This window comes from Acidovorax sp. 35-64-16, assembly GCF_002281195.1.
Classification (GTDB): domain Bacteria; phylum Pseudomonadota; class Gammaproteobacteria; order Burkholderiales; family Burkholderiaceae_C; genus Acidovorax; species Acidovorax defluvii.
On record NZ_NCFM01000017.1, the window covers coordinates 21,230 to 39,881 of the forward strand.

An 18,652-nucleotide genomic window follows, 5' to 3' on the forward strand; every position below is an offset into this window, starting at 1 on the left:
CATGCCATGGGATTCATCGGGCGTGGCGTCATGGGGTGGGTGCTGCGTTGGCCGCATTCGCAGCGCTCGCGGCCTGCGCCTTGGCAGCAAATTCGGCGCGCAGGGCCTTGAGTTTTTCGCGTGGGTCTTCGCGCGCCGTGGTTTTGTCCAGGCCCATCTCGGCAATGAAGCGGCTGGGCCGTGCGGCCACCATCTCGCGGCCCTTCTTGCGCTTTTTGGTCCAGCTCACGGCCAGCGTGCGCTGGGCGCGGGTGATGCCCACATACATGAGGCGGCGCTCTTCCTGCAGGCGTTGCAGGGTGTCATCGGCCACCTTGAGCTGGCGGCCCTCGGCATCGTCCAGCTTGAAGGGCAGCATGCCCTCGGTCACGCCCACCAGAATCACGTGCGGCCACTCCAGCCCCTTGCTGGCGTGCAGCGTGGAGAGCGTGACCATGTCCTGCTCTTGCTCGCGCTCGCTGATGGTGGAGAGCAGCGCAATGGTCTGCGACACCTCCAGCAGGCTTTTGGTTTCCCTGGCCACCACGGCGCCCGCCGTGTCGTCGATCTGGCCGCCCGCGCGCTGGGCCATCCAGTCGCAAAACTCCAGCACATTGCTCCAGCGGGCCGCAGCCACCTTTTCGCTGTCTTCGCCGTCGTACAGGTGCTGCTCGTAGCCTATTTCCTTGAGCCAGTCGGTCAGAAAAGCGCGCGCATCTTCGGCGCCGTGCGTGTGGCGTGCGCGGTGCTCCAGGTCGTTGATGTAGCGGCCAAACTCGTGCAGGCCATCGAGCGCGCGTTTGGGCACGGCCGCGGGCAGCATGCCGTTGAACAGCGCGCCAAACATGCTTTGCTTGTGCTGCGTGGCAAACGCGCCCAAAGCGGCCAGCGTGGTGTGGCCGATGCCGCGTTTGGGGCTGCCGATGGCGCGCAAAAACGCCGGGTCATCGTCGTTGTTGATCCACAGGCGAAACCAGGCGCACAGGTCCTTGATTTCGGCGCGGTCAAAAAAGCTGGTGCCGCCCGACACTTTGTAAGGAATGCTCGCGCGGCGCAGCGCTTTTTCAAACGGCTTGGCCTGGTGGTTGGCGCGGTACAGGATGGCGAAGTCCTTCCACGCAGGCGGCGGGTTGCTGGCGGCGCGCAGGCTCTGGATGCGGGCCACGGCGCGGTCAGCCTCGTGCTCTTCGGTGTCGGCATCGACCACGCGCACCGGCTCGCCCTCGCCCAGTTCGCTGAACAGGGTCTTGGGAAACAGCTTGGGGTTGGGCCCGATCACGTTGTTGGCCGCGCGCAGGATGGCGCTGGTGGAGCGGTAGTTCTGCTCGAGCTTGATGACCCTGAGCGCGGGGTAGTCCAGCGGAAGTTTCTTGAGGTTGTCGAGCGTGGCGCCGCGCCAGCCATAGATGGACTGGTCGTCGTCGCCCACGGCGGTGAAATGGCCACGCTCACCCACCAGCAGCTTCAAGAGCTCGTACTGCGTGGCGTTGGTGTCCTGGTATTCATCGACCAGCACATGGGCCAGCAGCGCCTGCCACTTGGCGCGCACCTCGGGAAAATCGCGCAGCAGCTTGAGCGGCATGCCGATGAGGTCGTCAAAGTCCACGCTCTGGTAGGCCGCCAGACGCTCTTCGTAGCGCGCCATCACCACGGCAATGCTGCGCTCGTTGTCGTCTGCCGCCTGGGCCAGTGCCTGCTCCGAGGTCAGGCCCATGTTCTTCCACTTGCTGATGGTCCACTGCCACTGGCGCGCGGTGGCCAGGTCGGTGGTGCCGCCAGCGGCGTCTTTCAGGATACCGGCCACGTCATCGGCATCCATGATGCTGAACTGGGGCTTGAGGCCCAGCACCGCGCCATCTTCGCGCACCATGCGCACACCCAGGGCGTGAAAGGTGCACACCAGCACATCCTTGGCGCGGCGGCCAATCAGGCCCTTGGCGCGCTCGCGCATTTCGGCGGCGGCCTTGTTGGTAAAGGTGATGGCGGCAATGCGCTTGGGCTCCATCCCTTTTTCGATCATGTGCGCGATCTTGTGCGTGATCACCCGCGTCTTGCCCGAGCCGGCCCCCGCCAGCACCAGACAGGCACCGTCGGTGTAATGGACAGCCTGAAGCTGGGCGAGATTGAGACCGGCAGACATGGAGGGAGGGGGAGGGAAGGGGACAGGCAGGGGGCGGACGACGCGAAGCGCGCAATGATACCGGCCGGCCCAGTTTTCGCTTTGCCTGACGCCGCCCTGACACCCCACCTGTGGTCTCGGGAATTCCCGCTAGGGCGTTTGGCGTTGCAGTTTGATACTCTTGACCCATCTCATCACTTTTCTTGCCAGCGGTTGCGCTGCAACGTCTGTACCCATGTCCTCCATGCACCGTTTTCTTTCGATCCTGTGCGTTGCACGCCGCCCTTCGTGGGGCGCAATGGCCGTAGGCAGCTTGCTGCTGGGCGCGGCCTGCCTGCCTGCACAGGCCCAGATTGGCAGCTCCACGCCCGTGCGCATCGGTGTGGTGGGGCCTTTCACTGGCCCCTCTGCCGATTTTGGTGTGCCCATGCTCAATGGCATCAAGCTGGCGGTGGATGAAATCAACGCAGTGGGTGGCTACCTGGGGCGGCCGCTGGAACTGGTGGTCAAGGACGACGCGGCCGACCCGGACCAGGGGCGCAAGGTGAGCCAGGAGCTGCTCAAGGAAAAAGTGGTTGCCGCCATCGGCTTTTGCAACACCGGCGTGGCGATGAAGGCCATTGACCTGTTCCAGTACACCAAGACCCCGCTGATCGTGCCCTGCGCCACCGGCACGGCCGTCACCGCCAAATACCCCGCCCCCGAGAGCTACATCTTTCGCGTGACGGGGCGCGATGCGCTGCAGGCCCCGTTCATGGTCGAGGACATCGTCAAGCGCGGCTGGGACAAGGTCGCCATCTTTGCCGACACCACCGGCTATGGCGAAGGCGGCTACAACGACGTGGTGGCCGCCCTGGCCGCCAAGAACCTCAAGCCCGTGCATGTGTCGCGCTTCGCGCTGGGCGTGAAAGACCTCTCGGCCGAACTCGCCGCCGCGCGCACCGCCGGCGCCGAAGTGATCTACAGCTACACCGTGGGCCAGGAGAACGCCGTCATCGCCAATGGCAAGAAGGCCCTGGGCTGGAAGGTGCCGCAGGTGGGCCCCTGGACGCTGTCGTTCCCGTTCTTCCTGGATGGCGCCAAGGATGCCGCCGAAGGCGCGCTGATGGTGCAGACCTTCATTGCCGAGCCCAGCAACGAGCGCCGTGCGTCCTTTTTGTCGAGCTACACCCGCAAATTCCAGCGCAAGGTGGCCGTGCCCATGGCAGCCGCCAACGCCTACGACGCCACCTACCTGCTGATGTATTCGTTTCTGGGCATCCGCGACGGCAACCTGGCCGGCAAGGCCATCAAGGAATCGCTCGAAGGCAAGATGAAAACCTACTACGGCGTCGTGTCCACCTACGAAAAACCGTTCAGCGTGGAAGACAAGGACGCCATCACGCGCAACATGCTGGTCATCGGTATGGTCAAAAACGGCGGCATCACCTTTGCCTACCCCGAGGATGCCAAGCGCAACCTCATCATCCAGCGCAAGCAGTGACCAAGGAATGCCTCCAACCGGCTAACGTCGTTGAAGAGCCTTGCCGTGCAATCGCACTGTCTGCGGCTCTCCGCCTGGTTATCCGGTGGAAGGCAATCCTTAGAAGCACCCCCTGAAGAGACCCCCCAAGCCTGCGATCCGCCGCGCATTCGTCCTGTGTGATGACCCCCGCCTGATTTTGCGCTGACCGCGGCCCGGGCCGCACCGCCCGGGCGCCGGGCGCAGCACCGACAATCTTTCCCGTGCTGTCTGTCCTCCTCATCACCTTTCCCTTCTTCGCGCTGGTGCTGTGCGGCTATCTGGCCGCCCGGCGCGGCGTGCTGCCGCAGCCGGCTATTCCGGGGCTCAACGCCTTCGTGCTGTATTTCGCGCTGCCGTGCATGCTGTACCGCTTTGGCGCCAGCACCCCCATCGCGCAGCTGCTCGACCCGGCCGTGGCCGGCGTCTACCTGCTGTGCGCGCTGGTCATGGTGGGCGCCGCGGTGGCCCTCACGCGCAATGCGCGCATCGGCTGGAACGACGCCGCCTTTGGCGCCCTGGTGGCCGCCTTCCCCAACACCGGCTTCATGGGCGTGCCGCTCTTGGTGGCGCTGCTGGGCGCGCAGAGCGCGGGCCCGGCCATCGTCACCATCGTGGTGGACATGGTCATCACCAGCTCGCTGTGCATTGCGTTGTCGCGCCTTGACGGCGCGGGCACCCACGGCGTGGGCGTGGCGCTCAAGAGCGCCTTCAAGGGCATGGCCACCAACCCCATGCCCTGGTCCATTGCGCTGGGGGCGCTGGCCTCGGCGTTGCAGTTCACCCTGCCCGGCCCGGTGGACAAAACCGTGGCCATGCTGGCCGACGCCGCCTCGCCCGTGGCGCTGTTCACCATCGGTGCCGTGCTGGCCCGCTCGCAAATGAACCAGCATGAACAGGTGCTGGTGCGCGACTACGTGCCCGTTGCCGTGGCCAAACTGCTGGTGCACCCGCTGCTGGTGTGGTCGGTGGGTACGGCGGCCATCGCCGTGGGTGTGCCGCTCACGCCCTTTGCGCTGACGGTGCTGGTGCTGCTGGCCGCCCTGCCCAGCGCCAGCAATGTCTCGCTGCTGGCCGAACGCTTCGGCGCCCACAACGGCCGCATCGCACGAATCATTCTGGTGTCCACGGCCCTGGCGTTTCTGAGCTTTTCGGGGGCGGTGGCGTTGCTGACCTGAGCGCTTTCATTTTGATAGCTGTTGGCGCTTATTGCATAAGCGCTAGAGGCCAAAAACACTTCAATTCAATCCTGTGCCAACCTCGCATTGGGGTTCTTGCCGAAGGCCATGCCCATCCGGTTCGATCGGGAGGCGGGAGTTCGAGAGGTGTCGAATAATCCGGATGTGATGGAAGGGTTGGCCGAGCAGTTCAAGGTACCAAAGAATGCGCGTGTACGTGATGCTGGCCACTCTTGCCAAGCCCTTCGGTGCGATGGACCATGTCAACGTTGTCCATCAGAAACTTTCAGGAGAGTGGCATGAAACCAATGCAGATTGTGTGGAGGCGCCTCGTGATGGGCTGTGAGACTTGCACCCGTTGCGGGGATACGGGTCGCGAACTCGAGGCGGCCACGGCCCAACTCGCCGCGGCACTGCGACCGCTGGGGATCGAGCCCGTGCTCGAAATGCAGCAAATCGACGAAGCTGCGTTCAAGTCCAATCCCTCCGAGTCCAACCGCGTGTGGATCGCGGGCAAACCCATCGAGGAGTGGCTGGGCGCCGAGGTGGGCATGAGCCGTTGCTGCTCTGTGTGCGGCGACTCGGATTGCCGCACGATTGAAGTGGGCGGCCACACTTACGAGGCGATCCCGCAGGAGCAGTTCATCCAGGCAGGGTTGATGGCAGCCAGCCAGATGCTTGCGCCGACATCGGCATCGGCATCGGCACCGAACCGTGGCGCAGCATCGTGCTGCAGCGGTGCCGCAGGAGCCCCACCGAGCGCGCCAACTCCCAACCGAGCCAGCGGCGACTGCTGCGGTTAGCCCGACAGAACGGGAACCGGCGCGGCCATTTGCGCAAGACTTGATTTGCTTTTGATGGCTTGTCTTGCATGCCCCAAAAGGGCGGTTGCAAGTTCAAGTGCCATAAAACTCAATGCGCTGGTGCAGGCTGCTGGGTCAAGCGGCTGTAAATCCGCACTTTTTCCGCCGTGGTGTCCGACCAGCTGAACCTTTCTGCATAAGCCCGCGTTGAGGTGTGCAGAGGGTAGTTGCTGCGCAAGTGCGCCACCGCCTGTGCAATGCCCGCCGGCGTATTGCTGGGCATTAAGACGCCAGCCTCAGGCGAGGTGATGACCTCTGGTGTTCCCCATATATTGCTGGCGACCACCGGGGTGCCGCATGCCATCGACTCCAGGAGCACGTTGGCCCAGCCTTCCCGGCTGGAGGCCAAAACCAGGGCATCGCAGGCACCGTAGTAAAGGCAAAGCTCTTTTTGCGAAAGCACACCCAGAAACTTGACGCGGTTCTGAACACCGAGATCTGTGGCCAGTTTTCTGAGCTTGTTCTCGTCGGGGCCGCCGCCTGCGATGGCGAGGGTCACGTCGGGCATCAACGCGAGCGCGGCAATGGCGCGGTGATGCCCTTTTCGTGCCACCAGGTAACCCACCGACAGCAAGGTAAAGCCGCTGATTCCCAGCGCTGACCGCGTGGTGGGCCGGTCGACGGGTTTGAACAATTCCAGATCGACGCCGTTGCGCAGCGGCATGATGTCTTCGCGTGCCAAGCCAATTTTTTTCAGTTCAGTCTTCAGGGCCTCACAGACCGTCACGACGGCCGCAGCATTTTTGCCTGCCCACACTATCATTTTCCGGGGCAGGTAAAACTTCGGGATCAGGTTGATGTCTGTGCCCAGGGCGCTGATGACGACGGGTTTGTTGAAGTAGCGCCCCAGCAGCGTTGCTGCCACCCCGTCAGGGTAGAAGTAATGCGCATCGATGACGTCAAATTGAAAGCCTTCGTCCATCAGTCTGGCTATCGCGGACCTGGAAGCCATGGCCATCAGAAACGGCGCGACATGCATGCCCATCTTGGGCGGCAGAAAGTACCGGGGGTGTAGCACGCGCACGCCACTGCGCATTTCCTCTGTGGGCACTTTCGCAAAGCCCGCATAGTCGCCGAACATCTTGTGCGTGAACGGAAACCATGGCACCGGCGCCACCACCACCGTTTCGATCTTGCCCGTCTCCATGACCTTCTTCAGCGCGGTTTCCGTGAAGATGCCGTGATGCTGTTTGACGGCATTGGGGTACAGGGTAGAGAACGTAAGTATTTTCATGGCGGTAAAAAGTGACGTCGTTCGGACGCAAAGAGGGATGAGACCGGTGGTGAATCCGCTTCTTTGCACGGGGATCAATGCATGGTGTCTTGCGGGGGCGCCGGCTGCTGTGCCGCTATTTCAAGGGGGCCATGGGTTGCCGCGCTCAGGAAGAGGTCGCCATAGCGCTGGATCACTGTCTCAAGGCTGTAGCGGCGCTGCACCGAGATGAGCGCTTCTTGCGCCTGGGCGTTCGGCCGGCCCGATTGGCTGAGCCGCAGCAGTTCGGTCGCCAGCGCGGTGGCGTCGCCCGAGGGCACCAGGCTGCCGCACCGGCCCTGGTCCAGCACGTCCGCGTTGCCGCCAACGTTGGTGGCCACGATGGTCAGGCCCGTGGCCATGGCCTCCTGGAGGGCGCACGACGTCGCTTCTGAAAGGGACGGGAGGACGAAGCAGTCGAACGATCGCAGGATGTCTGCAATGTCCGAACGCGCACCCGGCAGCCAGGCGCGATCGCTCAACCCTTCGTTGTGCAGCCGCTGTGCCATCTCGCTGTGCAATGGCCCGTCACCCACCATGGCCAGCCGCAGGCGTTCTGTGCCGGGAGCGCCCGAACGCACCAGGTGGACAAAGGCGTCCACCAGCAGCAAGGGGTTCTTGATGTCCGCCTGGCGCCCCACCGTGCCAATGACCCAGTGCCGTTCGCGCTGGAACGGAAAACCCACCGGCAAGGCGTCGTCGCCGGTGCGCGGGCGAAACACGCGCGTGTCCACACCATTGGGGATCAGGTGCACGCGCTCAGCGGCCGCTCCAATCTGCGCACACTGGCGCGCCTGGTCCACTGACACCGCCACGTATTGGCTCACAAAGGGGCGATAAAGCCGTCTGAGCAGGCGGTAGCGCGCCGATTTGCCATTGATTTCATGCAAGTCCAGTCCGTGCTCGACATGCACACGCAGCGGAACCCGCGCGAGTGCCGCCACGGGCACGAACTCCAGTGCCCCCAGGTTGCAGCTGTGGAGCACGTCGGGCCTCAGGCGACGCAACAGTCGATAGACCTTGGGGTACAGGGCATAGGGCTGCCCCGGCGGCTTGTTGAGCGCGATGAGCTCCACATCCGTTCCATCAAGACGCCGGGCAAACTCGGGGTCGATGTCACTGAGTGCGATGACGGTGTGCCGAAACGATGTGCGCGGCAGGTGCCGAATGAGTTGCACCACCACGTTTTCCATGCCACCCGTGCCAAGCCGATAGACAAGGTGGGTGACGTGGCAGGGAGGGACGTGCATTGGGCCACTCTATGACGGTCTGCCAGAAAATGCCACCGCTAAATGGCCAGCGCACTCATCGTCTGGCTGCGCGGCCCGGCACGGTTGGTACAGGCCACCCGTTGCGAGCGGACACCGGCGAATTGCCTCGATAGGCGGGCGCCGAGCCGTTGCGGCCGCTCGCTCACATGGCGCAAGCGACCGTTTCGCGGTGAACTCGGGCGCTTCAGCGCCTGATGGCGCCTGGCGGCCACTGGCCCATACGTCGCACGCAACGCAGGGGTTTTTGCAATGCATCGAACGCCCGCACTCGCGTACCGCTTTAAAATGAAACGTTAACCGAAAGAACCGTCACGGCCGCGGCCCTGAAAGGCTTTCATTCTTGAAACCAAAGGTGGTGAAGATGAACAAGCCTTTTATTGCTCTGTGCCCCGAGATCACCCGGGCCAACGCGCTGACCCTGATGGACTGGCTGGAAGACGAGGACGTCACCCGCTACCTGAGCGATTCGCGCCATGTCTCCCGGTTCATCGAGCAGGTCATCGGGCGCGTCCAGTTGCCGATTCTCACCCATCTTTTCAACCAGGGCGGCCGGTTCTTCATGGCCTACGACGGGCAGGACGTGCCGGTGGGCTTTGTGCGCCTCGTCAAGGTGGGACGGGACTGCGAAATGGTGCTGGTCATCGGCAATCGCGACAACTGGGGCCGCAAGCTCGGCGCCAGCGCCATTCGCGAAGGCATGAAGCTCGCCTTCTTCGACATGCGGGCCGAGAAGCTCATCGCCAAGATCCACCCGGACAATGCGCGCTCGCTGAAGGCCTTCCTGCACAGCGGCTTTTTGCTGGAAAGCGAAACGCCTGCGATGAAGTCGCTTTCCATGAGCTCGGAGCGCTATCTCCGGCTCTTGCGCGAAAGCCCTGCGGTGCACGCCGCCGACATCTACATCACCGAGATTGACAAGGCCCGGCTCAGGAGTCTGGTCGAGCTTGAACGCGGCTCGGAGGTTTTTGAGCTGGAGCACGAGATCGAGCGGGCCATCGTCGTTGATCCCTGGAACGTGGCCGAGGATGTTGTCACGATGAACTCCCGGGCCTTGCTGCAGGTGGACGACGAGGAACTGGAAGTGGCGCTGGTGTACCCGGAGGACGCGGACGACCGTGCCGGGAAACTGTCGGTTTGCTCCGGCATCGGCACCGCGATCCTGGGCTACAAGGCGGGCGATGCCTTCAGCTGGCGGATTCCGGACCGGACCTGCCACATCCGGATTGAAAAAGTGCTTTACCAGCCGGAAGCCGCGGGCGACTTCCACTTGTAGGTTGGCACGCTGCGCTGCAGCGGCAGATCGTGCGTGCGCATCCACGGCGTACCGAGGTGCCGCTTCGGCTCTCTGGGCTGCATCCATTTCGATAGCTTCGAGGGATGATCTGCATAACTCCCTGCGGTCTGTGGCAGCGCGGCCTCGGGCGGTCCACTGCGTTGCTTTTCTTGCCAATAGCCGAGCTATTGGCTGCAAAAAGACGCCTTGCGGCCCATCCCGATCCGCACTACCACCGACGCGCGAGGGTTATGCAGGTCATCCCTTGCGCTTGTCCAGCAAGCGCAAGGGCCAAAAAACACCTCAAATCGCCAGCGGGTCCACATCCACCAGCCAGCGGATCAGGCCCTTGTGCTCGGGCTGGCTGCGGGTGGTTTGCAGCACGGGCTGCCAGGCGGCCAGAAAGCGCTGCAGCGCAGCGCGGCTGGGGCTTTCCATGAGCATCTGGGCGCGTTCTACATTGGCCACGCGCTGGATGGTGAGGGGCACGGGCGGGAACAGGGTCACCAGGTCGAGCCCCGGCAGGCCCGTCGCATGGGCTGCGGCGGTGGCGGCCGACAGGAATCCCTGGGCCACCTCCTGCGTGCGGGCGTCGGCCCGTACCAGCGCCTGGTATGAGAACGGGGGCATGGCGGCCTCTTCGCGTTCCTTCAATTGCTGGGTGGCAAAGGCGGGGTAGTCGTGCGTGCGCAGCGCCTCAAACACGGCGTGCTGGGGGTGAAAGCTCTGCACCCACATTTCGCACTGCGTGCCCTGCGCGGCCATGTAGGCGGCGTCGCGCCCGGCGCGGCCTGCGGCCTGCATGAGCAGTGCAAACAGCCGCTCAGGCGCACGAAAGTCGCTGCTGAACAGGGCGCCGTCGGGCTGCACGGCGGCCACCAGCGTGATGCGCCGAAAGTCGTGGCCCTTGGCAATCATCTGCGTGCCCACCAGCACATCCACCTCGCCCGAATGCACCTGCGCCAGCTGCGCCTCCAGCGCGCCCTTGGCCTTGGTGGTGTCGGCGTCGATGCGGGCGATGCGGGCAGGGTCGCCATCGGGCCGCTGCACGTTGCGCAGCAGGGCGCTCAGTTGTTCTTCAAGCTGCTCGGTGCCCCGGCCCATGGGCTGGATGTCGGGGCTGCCGCAGGTGGGGCAGTGGTAGGGCACGCGCACGGTGAAGCCGCAGTGGTGGCACCGCATGGTGCGGTCGGTTTTATGGAAAACCTGGTGCGCGCTGCAGTGGGGGCAGTCGCTTTTCCAGCCGCAGTCTGCGCAGTGCAGCACGGGCGCATAGCCCCGGCGGTTGAGCAGCACCATGCTCTGCTCGCCGCGCGCCACGCGCTCGGTGATGGCGGCCAGCAGCGGGGCGCTGAACACGGTGCGACGGGGCTGCTGGTTCATGTCCACCCGCCGCACGCGGGCCAGGGCGCCTGCGCCAATGCGGCTGGGCATGTGCAGGCGCACGTAGCGCCCGCCCTCCGGGTCTTCGGGCGTGGGTGGGCGGCTGGCGTGCCAGCTCTCCAGCGACGGCGTGGCCGAGCCCAGCAGCACCTTGGCACCCTGCTCGCGCCCGCGCCAGATGGCCAGGTCGCGCGCCGAGTAGCGGGCGCCTTCCTGCTGCTTGTAGCTGGGGTCGTGCTCTTCATCCACCACGATGAGTTGCAGCCCCGGCAGACTGGCAAACACGGCCATGCGCGTGCCCAGCACAATGCGCGCGCTGCCGCTGTGCGCGGCCAGCCAGCTTTTCAGGCGCTGCGGGTTGGTCATGCCACTGTGCAGCGACACCACGGCGCCGGGGCCAAAGCGGGGGGCGAAGCGGCCCACAAAGCGTTCCTCCAGCTGGGGCGTGAGGTTGATTTCGGGCACCATCACCAGCGCCTGGGCCGGAAATCCATCGCCTGGGTCGGCCTCCAGCATCTCTTGCACGCAGCGCAGGTACACCTCGGTCTTGCCGCTGCCGGTGCTGCCAAACAGCAGGAAGGGGCCTTTTTCTGCAGCAATTCGGGCTCTGGCGCTTTCCTGTTCTGCGGTGAGCGCTATGTTTTTAATAGTTTTTGACGTGTCTCCGGCCGCCGTGGCAGGGCGGCGCAAGCGGCGCGCCAGCTGTTCGGGTTTCAGGTCGCGCAGTTGCGGGGGCAGGGCGGCCAGGGCGACTTCGCCCAGCGCGCGCTGGTAGTAGCGCGCCGCAAACGCCACCAGGCGGCGCCAGGACAGATCGAGCGGGGCCACGCCTTCCAGCACGCCGGCAATGGCGCGCAGGGTGGCGCCGTCGGGCAGCTCCCCCGTGGCCTGGTCGGCATCCCACACCACGCCCAGCACCTCGCGGTTGCCCAAGGGCACGCGCACCAGCGTGCCGGGTGCAAGCGGGCGCTCACTGGCGTAGCTCAGCAGGTCACCCACGCCGCTGTGCGAAGGGGTGTGCAGGGCCACATGGACGATGCAGGGATGGGCAGGCAAGGTTACAACCGCTTGTTGATGTGGTGCAGGGATGTGGGCGCTAAGTGCTTGATCTGGCAGGCATTGGGGAGTAATCCCGGATTTCTGTGGATAACTTTGTTGACATCCTGCGCCGATGCACTGCCAGACCGCATGAACACTGGCTTGCAACAGATTGCCCGGAAAAATGGCACAGTCAAAAAATCCTTATGAATCAATCATCTGAAGAATTTTTGGCGAAATTTTTGTGGTAGCACGCTCGCCCGCCGTTTTGCTGCGCCGCATCACGATCAGTGTGCATAAGTCGTACACCCCAGGTTCGTCAAGAGGGGAAAACGCCCCCGTTTTGTGCTAGTGGTGGGCGGAGCTCTTCAAAAATGCGTTCACTTTGTGCTCCAAGTGCTTGATTTCACAAGGTATTTGCAAGAAATTCAGAATATCTGTGGATAACTTTGTTGATATCCACTGGATTTGGCTTGCAAGCCCTTGAAATTGCGTGCTCTGGCTGGATTGCACGCAAAATAAGCAGCGCAATTAACTTGTTTGAAATCAATCACTTACATCGAATTTTGCAAGTGGTCAAAGATTGTCTTGACGAAGCGCAGGGGCTGCGAAGTGGTAGCCGCCGCTGCGCCCGGTTTGTGCATAACCCCATGGCCAGGTGCGCCCCCGGTTGGTGCACGGGGGCTTGCCGCTGCGCTCACCGCTGGCGCTGCGCGCGCGAGTGGCTGTGCACGGCTTCGACCAGCGCGGCCACGTGCTCGGGTGGCGTGAACTGGCTGATGCCGTGGCCCAGGTTGAAGATGTGCGTGGGGCCGGTGGTGGTGCGGTCGGTGTGCGGCGTGCCGAAGCTGTCGAGCACGGCATGCACCTGGGTCACGATCTGCGCGGGCGGGGCAAACAGCACATTGGGGTCGATGTTGCCTTGCAGCGCCTTGCCGGGGCCGCCCACCTGGCCGCCGACAATGGCGCGCGCCTTGCCCAGGTTGGCCGTCCAGTCCAGGCCCAGCACCTCGCAGTCGATGTCCTTCATGTCCTCGAGCCAGATGCCGCCGCCCTTGGTGAAGACGATGCGCGGCACGTCCTGGCCGTCTACGCCGGTGCGCTTGAGCTGCGCGAGCACGCGGCGGGTGTAGGCCAGGCTGAATTCCTGGAATGCGCCGTCGGCCAGCACGCCGCCCCAGCTGTCGAACACCATCACGGCCTGGGCGCCCGCGTCGATCTGGGCGTTGAGGTACTGGGCCACGGCGTCGGCGTTCACGGCCAGAATGCGGTGCATCAGGTCGGGGCGGCTGTACATCAGCGTCTTGACAAGGCGGTAGTCGTCCGAGCCCTTGCCTTCGACCATGTAGCAGGCCAGCGTCCAGGGGCTGCCCGAGAAGCCGATCAGCGGCACGCGGCCGTTGAGCGCCTTGCGGATGCTGGTGACGGCGTCAAACACGTAGCGCAGCTTGTCCATGTCGGGCACGGCCAGTTGGGCCACGTCGGCCTCGGTGCGGATCGATTGGGCAAAGCGTGGGCCCTCGCCCTCGGCAAACGTCAGGCCCAGGCCCATCGCGTCGGGCACGGTGAGGATGTCGCTGAACAAAATGGCAGCGTCGAGCGGGAAACGCTCCAGCGGCTGCAGGGTCACTTCGGTGGCGTAGTCCACATTGGTGGCCAGACCCATGAAGCTACCCGCCTGGGCACGCGTGGCCTTGTATTCAGGCAAATAGCGGCCCGCCTGGCGCATCAGCCACAGGGGGGTGTAGTCGGTGGCTTGGCGGCGGCAGGCGCGCAAAAAGGTGTCGTTGGTGAGGGGGGCGAAGGTGGTGCTCATGCCCGCAATTGTCGCAGGGCGCGCTGGCGCAGGCCACTGGCCCGGGTTTCGGTCTGGAAGAAGCGGTCCTCCTGTTGCGTCGGCCTGCTCGCGGGGATGGGCCGCAAACGCTGTACATCCAGCGGGTTGTGGTTCGAAGTTTGGGTGTTTTTGGCTTCTGGCCATTGATGGATAAGCGCTATAAGCTATTAATTTAATAGCGTTCCGATCTTGCCTGCCTCCAGCAGCCTTGTCAGCAGCGGGTGCATGACCTTGCGTGCGCTGTAGATCAGGTGAAACTGCTCCTGCACCTCGGGCGTGCTGCCCACCTGCACCAGTCCGTGGGTTTGCGCCAGGTGCTCGCCCAGCGATACCGGCGCGGGCATCACGCCCATTCCGGTGGCGGCAAAGGTGCTCAAGAGGGCGCTGTCTTCAAACTCGCCGGCAATGCGCGGGCGGATGCGCTCGCGCTCCAGCCAGTGGTCGATGCGCGCGCGCATGGCGGCGTGGTCGGTGGGCAGCAGCACCGGCACCACGGCCAGGCTGTGCGGAAAGCCGTTGGCCGCTGCCTCGGCCCAAAGCGGCGGGGCATACCAGGCGATGGCGCTGCTTCCCAGCAGCTGGCTGGTGGTGCGCAGGGCGGGGTTGGGGGGCGCCGCGCGGTCGGCCAGCACGGCGTCGAGCTTGTGCAGTGCCAGCTCGCCCAAAAGCGGCTGAAATTCGCCCTCATGGCACAGCAGCCGCAGGTGGGGCTCGTCCAGCACGGGCGTCAGCAGCCGGTGCACGGCCAGCTTGGCAATGCCGTCAGAGATGCCCAGGTTCAGCCGCAGCGTCTGGCCGCTGGCGGCCTCGCGCACGCGCACGGGCAGCAGCTCACCCAGCGCAAAGATGTGGTCGGCCTCGTGCAGCGCCGCCACGCCGGCGTCGGTCAGCACCAGGTTGCGGCCTTCGGTGCGCAGCAGGCTTACGCCCAGCGATTTTTCCAGCTCGCGCACCTGGGCGCTGATGGTCTGCACGGCCATGTCCAGCCGCTCGGCGGCGCGGGCAATGCCGCCTTCCTTGGCCACCACCCAGAAGTAGAAAAGATGGCGGTAATTGAAGCTTTGGCTCATGGGGGGCTTTCGGTGAGTGAAGCGGTGGGGTTCGTAAAAACCGAACCAATGCTACCAATATGACAGGTTTTTAAGAATCGATGCCGCCCCTACAGTGCAGCCCTGTGCCCGAGGCGAGCGGTGGGCAAAACAAATTCCCTTTCGGAGAAAAAGCATGGAAACGATAGGAACCTGGTGGATGTGGGCGGGATTTGCCGTCTTTGTGGTGGTGGCCATTGCCATCGACCTGTTGGTGATGGAGCGCCAGGGCGCGCACAAGGTCACGATGAAAGAGGCCGTGCGCTGGAGTCTTTTGTGGTTCTCGCTGGCCTTTGTGTTTGTGGCCATCCTGTGGTGGTATCTGGACGGCAGCCAGGGCCGTGAGGTGGCCAACACGGTGTCAATGCAGTTCATCACCGGCTATCTGGTGGAAAAAAGCCTGTCGATCGACAACATCTTCGTGTTTCTGATGCTGTTCAGCTACTTTGCCGTGCCGCCGCAATACCAGAAGCGCGCGCTCATCATCGGCATCATCGGCGCCATCGTGCTGCGCACGCTGCTGATTCTGGTGGGCGCCTGGCTGCTGGCCACCTTCCACTGGCTTTTGTATGTATTTGGCGCATTTCTGGTGTTTACCGGCGCGAAAATGTGGTTTGCTGCAGGGCAGGAGCCCGACATTGCCACCAATCCGGTGCTCACCCTGCTGAAAAAGCGCATGCGCATCACTGACCGGTTTGACGGCGAAAAGCTCAGCACCATGATCGACGGCGTCAAGCACTACACCCCGCTGTTCGTGGTGCTGGTGCTGATCGGCACCACCGACATCATCTTTGCGGTGGACAGCATCCCCGCCATCTTTGCCATCACCAGCGACCCGTTCATCGTGCTCACGGCCAACATCTTCGCCATCCTGGGCCTGCGCGCGCTGTACTTCCTGCTGGCCGACCTGGCCAACCGCTTTCACCTGCTGGCCTATGGCCTGGCCCTGGTGCTGGTGTTCATCGGCGGCAAGATGCTGCTCATCGACCTGGTGAAGATCCCGATTGGCTATGCCCTGCTGGTCACGGCCTCGCTGATTGCCGGCTCCATCGTGCTGTCGCTGCGGGCGTCGAGCCAAGGCTCGCCGGCCCTGCCCCCCAAGGGTTGAGAAGGCGTGAACGAACCCACCATGCCCGCTCATCCCGCCAAAACGCACCCCCTCGTCGTTGCAAATGCTCGCCATAGCCCGAGCTATGGCTGCGCTTTGCGCCTCGACAGGCCGCGTTTTGGCGGCCTGCTCGGCCACGCCGGATTCATTCACACCTTCTAAGTGTTCGCCGCCATGCAGATGCTGTGCCGCTTGCGCCGCTGGTTGCGGGGGCTGGAGCCCCGCGTGCGGGGTCACATGGACCGGCCCTGGCTGCTGCGCCTGCAGCCCTGGCTGGAGCAGCGCGCGCTGTTCCGTTTTCAGCGCCAGCCGCTGGCCCGGGGTGTAGCAGCGGGCATGTTCTGCGGGCTCATTCCCGGCCCGCTGCAGTTGCCTGGCACCCTGCTGGCCTGCGCCTGGCTGCGCGGCAATGTGGTGGCGGGCGGCATGACCACGTTCTATACCAACCCCCTGACGATCGTGCCGCTGTATGCGCTGGCCTTTTACCTGGGCGCGCTGGTGATGCCCGGAGAACAGGTCATGCCCGCCTGGGGCAGCGTGGCACCCGACGGCGCGTTTTCAGTGCAGGCGCTGGCCGCATGGATGCAGGCCCTGGGCACCCCGCTGCTGGTGGGGTTGCCCACGCTGGGGCTGCTGCTGGCAGCGCTGGGATATGTGGCCGTGCACATCCTGTGGCTGGCGCCAGCCGTGCAGCGCGGGCGCCGCTGGCAGCACTGTCGCGTGGCAGTTGGCACCACACCGCCTGCGGAGCATTGACCAGCGGGTGTCGATGCGCGCAGCCCGAATGGCGGCGGAGATCTCAGAGTGCCGGAACCATAAAAATGGAATCAGGCCGTGGCCCGCCCCAGTGCCTGGTCGATATCCCACAGGATGTCGTCCACGTCCTCGATGCCCACGCTCAGGCGCACCATGTCGGCGCTCACGCCGGCCCGGGCCAGTTCTTCGTCATTGAGCTGGCGGTGCGTGGTCGAGGCGGGGTGGATCACCAGCGTCTTGGCGTCGCCGATGTTGGCCAGGTGGCTCAAAAACTCGCACGCGTCGATGAACTTCTCGCCCGTGGCCGCGCCGCCACCCTTTGCACTTTTGACGCCAAACGTCAGGATGCCCGAGGCGCCGGGGTGGCCATCCACCGCACGGAACTGCTTGTGCGCCAAGGCGTGGTACGGCGAGCCGGGCAGGCCCGGGTAGTTGACCCACTGCACCTGCGGGTGGCCCTGCAGAAACTGCGCCACCTTCAGCGCGTTGCGGCAGTGCTCGCGCATGCGCAGGTGCAGCGTTTCGGCGCCCTGCAGCAGCTGCCATGCGTTCATGGGCGAGAGCACGCCGCCAAAGGTGCGGTTGACCTCCATGCGCGCCTTCATGGTGTAGCCGAAGTCGCCAAAGGTCTCATAAAACTTCACGCCGTGATAGGCACGGCTCGGTTCGACCATCTCGGGGAACTTGCCGTTGTCCCACGGAAACTTGCCGCCTTCCACCACCACGCCGCCCATGGTGGTGCCGTGGCCGCCGATGTATTTCGTGGCGCTGTGCACCACGATGTCGGCGCCAAAATCGAGCGGGTTGCACAGGTAGGGGCTGGCCACCGTGTTGTCGATGACCAGCGGCACGCCGTGGGCATGCGCCACCTCGGCAATTGCGGCGATGTCAAGCACGTTGACCAGCGGGTTGCCGATGGTTTCGCCATACACCGCGCGCGTGTTGGGGCGCATGGCGCGGGCAAAGTTCTCGGGGTCGGCCGGGTCGACAAACGTGGTCTCGATACCGAGGCGCGCAAACCCCACGCCCAGCTGCCCCACCGTGCCGCCATACAGCGTGCTCGCCGCCACGATGTGGTCGCCGGTTTTGAGAATGGCCAGCAGCGCCGCCATTTGTGCGGCCATGCCGCTGGCGCAGGCCAGCGCGGCGCGGCCGTTTTCCAGGCTGGCGATGCGTTCCTCGAACACCGCCACCGTCGGGTTGCTGATGCGGCTGTAGACATTGCCGAAAGTCTGCAGGTTGAACAGGCTGCTGGCGTGCTCGGCGCTGTCAAACACAAAGCTCGTGGTCTGGTGGATGGGCGTGGCGCGCGCGCCGGTCACCGGGTCGGGCTGGGCGCCGGCGTGGATGGCGCGGGTGCCAAAACCATAGGCATGGTCGGCTTGGTGGGGAGAGTTGCTCATGGCGGTTTATGCATCAAATTGGCCGCAAGCGCTTATGTATAAAGCGTAAGCAGCTATTAAAACAGGAATAACCAGTCAGTAGGGCAGCTGCCGCAGCCGCTTGGCGGTGATCACGCCGGTGTTCACGCCCATCCAGCCCAGGCCGCCAAACAGGCGCGCGTGTTCAATTTTTACGCAGCGGTTCTGTATGACCTGCAGGCCCGCGTCTTCGGCGCGCCGGGCAGCGTCTTCATTGACCACGCCGAGCTGCAGCCACAGGCAGCTGGCGCCAATGGCAATGGCATCCTCGGCCAGCGGTGGGATGTCTTCGCTTTTGCGAAAGCAGTCCACCATGTCGATGCGCCCGCCTTGGCGGGCGATGGCCTGCCCCGCGTCGGACAGGCTGGCGAAGCAGATCTCGCCCAGGATGCTGCCGCCGCCCTGCGCCACCACCGGGTTCACCGGCACGATGCGGTAGCCATGCGCCTGCATGTACTTGGCGGCAAAGAAACTGGGGCGGTGCCATTGCGGCGACAGGCCCACCACCGCAATGGTGCGGCAGCGGCCCAGCACGTCGCGCAGGGTGCTGATGGTGTCGGGGGTGCGGCTCATGCGTGGCAGTGT

At 64.4% G+C, this 18,652-nt stretch carries 14 protein-coding genes; 6 read left to right on the forward strand and 8 right to left on the reverse strand.

The genetic code is table 11. The features are described from left to right. Nucleotides 1-28 precede the first annotated feature (28 nt). Nucleotides 29-2,119, reverse strand: a complete 2,091-nt coding sequence (locus tag B7Y64_RS12270) for an ATP-dependent helicase (RefSeq protein ID WP_291329012.1) — start codon at nucleotides 2,117-2,119, stop codon at nucleotides 29-31. Nucleotides 2,120-2,396: 277 nt separating this feature from the next. Between B7Y64_RS12270 and B7Y64_RS12275 the strand changes: the two genes are divergently transcribed. The 3 genes from B7Y64_RS12275 (at nucleotide 2,397) to B7Y64_RS12285 (ending at nucleotide 5,580) form a co-directional block, all read left to right on the forward strand. Continuing rightward, nucleotides 2,397-3,581 carry an ABC transporter substrate-binding protein gene (locus tag B7Y64_RS12275; RefSeq protein WP_291324695.1) on the forward strand — a complete coding sequence of 395 codons (1,185 nt, stop codon included), beginning with the start codon at nucleotides 2,397-2,399 and terminating at the stop codon, nucleotides 3,579-3,581. Nucleotides 3,582-3,823: 242 nt separating this feature from the next. Further along, nucleotides 3,824-4,777: an AEC family transporter gene (locus B7Y64_RS12280; RefSeq protein WP_291329014.1), complete on the forward strand. Its 954-nt coding sequence runs from the start codon at nucleotides 3,824-3,826 to the stop codon at nucleotides 4,775-4,777. A gap of 299 nt (nucleotides 4,778-5,076) precedes the next feature. Beyond that, the gene (locus tag B7Y64_RS12285; RefSeq protein ID WP_291324684.1) at nucleotides 5,077-5,580 is read left to right on the forward strand and encodes a DUF2703 domain-containing protein; all 504 of its coding nucleotides are present in this window, start codon (nucleotides 5,077-5,079) and stop codon (nucleotides 5,578-5,580) included. A 109-nt stretch (nucleotides 5,581-5,689) separates the two neighbouring features. Here B7Y64_RS12285 and B7Y64_RS12290 read toward each other — a convergent pair whose 3' ends face one another. Next, a complete protein-coding gene (locus B7Y64_RS12290; RefSeq protein WP_366444431.1) occupies nucleotides 5,690-6,943 on the reverse strand; it encodes a glycosyltransferase family 4 protein in 1,254 nt (417 codons plus the stop codon). A gap of 5 nt (nucleotides 6,944-6,948) precedes the next feature. Beyond that, nucleotides 6,949-8,142 carry a glycosyltransferase gene (locus B7Y64_RS12295; RefSeq protein ID WP_291324685.1) on the reverse strand — a complete coding sequence of 398 codons (1,194 nt, stop codon included), beginning with the start codon at nucleotides 8,140-8,142 and terminating at the stop codon, nucleotides 6,949-6,951. Nucleotides 8,143-8,524: 382 nt separating this feature from the next. On the opposite strand from B7Y64_RS12295, the gene B7Y64_RS12300 reads away from it, so the two are divergent. Next, nucleotides 8,525-9,436: a bifunctional GNAT family N-acetyltransferase/nucleoside diphosphate kinase regulator gene (locus tag B7Y64_RS12300; protein WP_291324686.1), complete on the forward strand. Its 912-nt coding sequence runs from the start codon at nucleotides 8,525-8,527 to the stop codon at nucleotides 9,434-9,436. 303 nt (nucleotides 9,437-9,739) lie between these two features. On the opposite strand, the gene priA is transcribed toward B7Y64_RS12300, so the two are convergent. The 3 genes from priA to B7Y64_RS12315 form a co-directional block, all read right to left on the reverse strand. Continuing rightward, nucleotides 9,740-11,875 (reverse strand): primosomal protein N', encoded by a 2,136-nt coding sequence (gene priA, locus B7Y64_RS12305; RefSeq protein ID WP_291324687.1) that lies wholly within the window; start codon nucleotides 11,873-11,875, stop codon nucleotides 9,740-9,742. Between the two features lie 679 nt (nucleotides 11,876-12,554). Further along, a complete protein-coding gene (gene hemE / locus B7Y64_RS12310; RefSeq protein WP_291324688.1) occupies nucleotides 12,555-13,673 on the reverse strand; it encodes a uroporphyrinogen decarboxylase in 1,119 nt (372 codons plus the stop codon). 188 nt (nucleotides 13,674-13,861) lie between these two features. Further along, nucleotides 13,862-14,764: a LysR family transcriptional regulator gene (locus B7Y64_RS12315; RefSeq protein WP_291324689.1), complete on the reverse strand. Its 903-nt coding sequence runs from the start codon at nucleotides 14,762-14,764 to the stop codon at nucleotides 13,862-13,864. Between the two features lie 154 nt (nucleotides 14,765-14,918). On the opposite strand from B7Y64_RS12315, the gene B7Y64_RS12320 reads away from it, so the two are divergent. Continuing rightward, nucleotides 14,919-15,890 carry a TerC family protein gene (locus tag B7Y64_RS12320; protein ID WP_024813912.1) on the forward strand — a complete coding sequence of 324 codons (972 nt, stop codon included), beginning with the start codon at nucleotides 14,919-14,921 and terminating at the stop codon, nucleotides 15,888-15,890. A gap of 174 nt (nucleotides 15,891-16,064) precedes the next feature. Continuing rightward, nucleotides 16,065-16,646 carry a DUF2062 domain-containing protein gene (locus B7Y64_RS12325; protein ID WP_291329016.1) on the forward strand — a complete coding sequence of 194 codons (582 nt, stop codon included), beginning with the start codon at nucleotides 16,065-16,067 and terminating at the stop codon, nucleotides 16,644-16,646. Between the two features lie 71 nt (nucleotides 16,647-16,717). Here the strand turns inward: B7Y64_RS12325 and B7Y64_RS12330 are convergent, their stop codons facing one another. Beyond that, nucleotides 16,718-18,049 (reverse strand): O-acetylhomoserine aminocarboxypropyltransferase/cysteine synthase family protein, encoded by a 1,332-nt coding sequence (locus tag B7Y64_RS12330; protein WP_291324692.1) that lies wholly within the window; start codon nucleotides 18,047-18,049, stop codon nucleotides 16,718-16,720. Nucleotides 18,050-18,124: 75 nt separating this feature from the next. Then, nucleotides 18,125-18,640: a CoA-binding protein gene (locus B7Y64_RS12335; protein WP_111867497.1), complete on the reverse strand. Its 516-nt coding sequence runs from the start codon at nucleotides 18,638-18,640 to the stop codon at nucleotides 18,125-18,127. Nucleotides 18,641-18,652: the final 12 nt, after the last annotated feature.

Bases quoted from the DNA above. Each gene is read 5' to 3' on its own strand.
- B7Y64_RS12270 (WP_291329012.1), bottom strand. From the start codon at position 2,119: ATGTCTGCCGGTCTCAATCTCGCCCAGCTTCAGGCTGTCCATTACACC.
- B7Y64_RS12275 (WP_291324695.1), top strand. From the start codon at position 2,397: ATGGCCGTAGGCAGCTTGCTGCTGGGCGCGGCCTGCCTGCCTGCACAG.
- B7Y64_RS12285 (WP_291324684.1), top strand. From the start codon at position 5,077: ATGAAACCAATGCAGATTGTGTGGAGGCGCCTCGTGATGGGCTGTGAG.
- B7Y64_RS12295 (WP_291324685.1), bottom strand. From the start codon at position 8,142: ATGCACGTCCCTCCCTGCCACGTCACCCACCTTGTCTATCGGCTTGGC.
- B7Y64_RS12300 (WP_291324686.1), top strand. From the start codon at position 8,525: ATGAACAAGCCTTTTATTGCTCTGTGCCCCGAGATCACCCGGGCCAAC.
- hemE (WP_291324688.1), bottom strand. From the start codon at position 13,673: ATGAGCACCACCTTCGCCCCCCTCACCAACGACACCTTTTTGCGCGCC.
- B7Y64_RS12315 (WP_291324689.1), bottom strand. From the start codon at position 14,764: ATGAGCCAAAGCTTCAATTACCGCCATCTTTTCTACTTCTGGGTGGTG.
- B7Y64_RS12320 (WP_024813912.1), top strand. From the start codon at position 14,919: ATGGAAACGATAGGAACCTGGTGGATGTGGGCGGGATTTGCCGTCTTT.
- B7Y64_RS12325 (WP_291329016.1), top strand. From the start codon at position 16,065: ATGCAGATGCTGTGCCGCTTGCGCCGCTGGTTGCGGGGGCTGGAGCCC.
- B7Y64_RS12330 (WP_291324692.1), bottom strand. From the start codon at position 18,049: ATGAGCAACTCTCCCCACCAAGCCGACCATGCCTATGGTTTTGGCACC.
- B7Y64_RS12335 (WP_111867497.1), bottom strand. From the start codon at position 18,640: ATGAGCCGCACCCCCGACACCATCAGCACCCTGCGCGACGTGCTGGGC.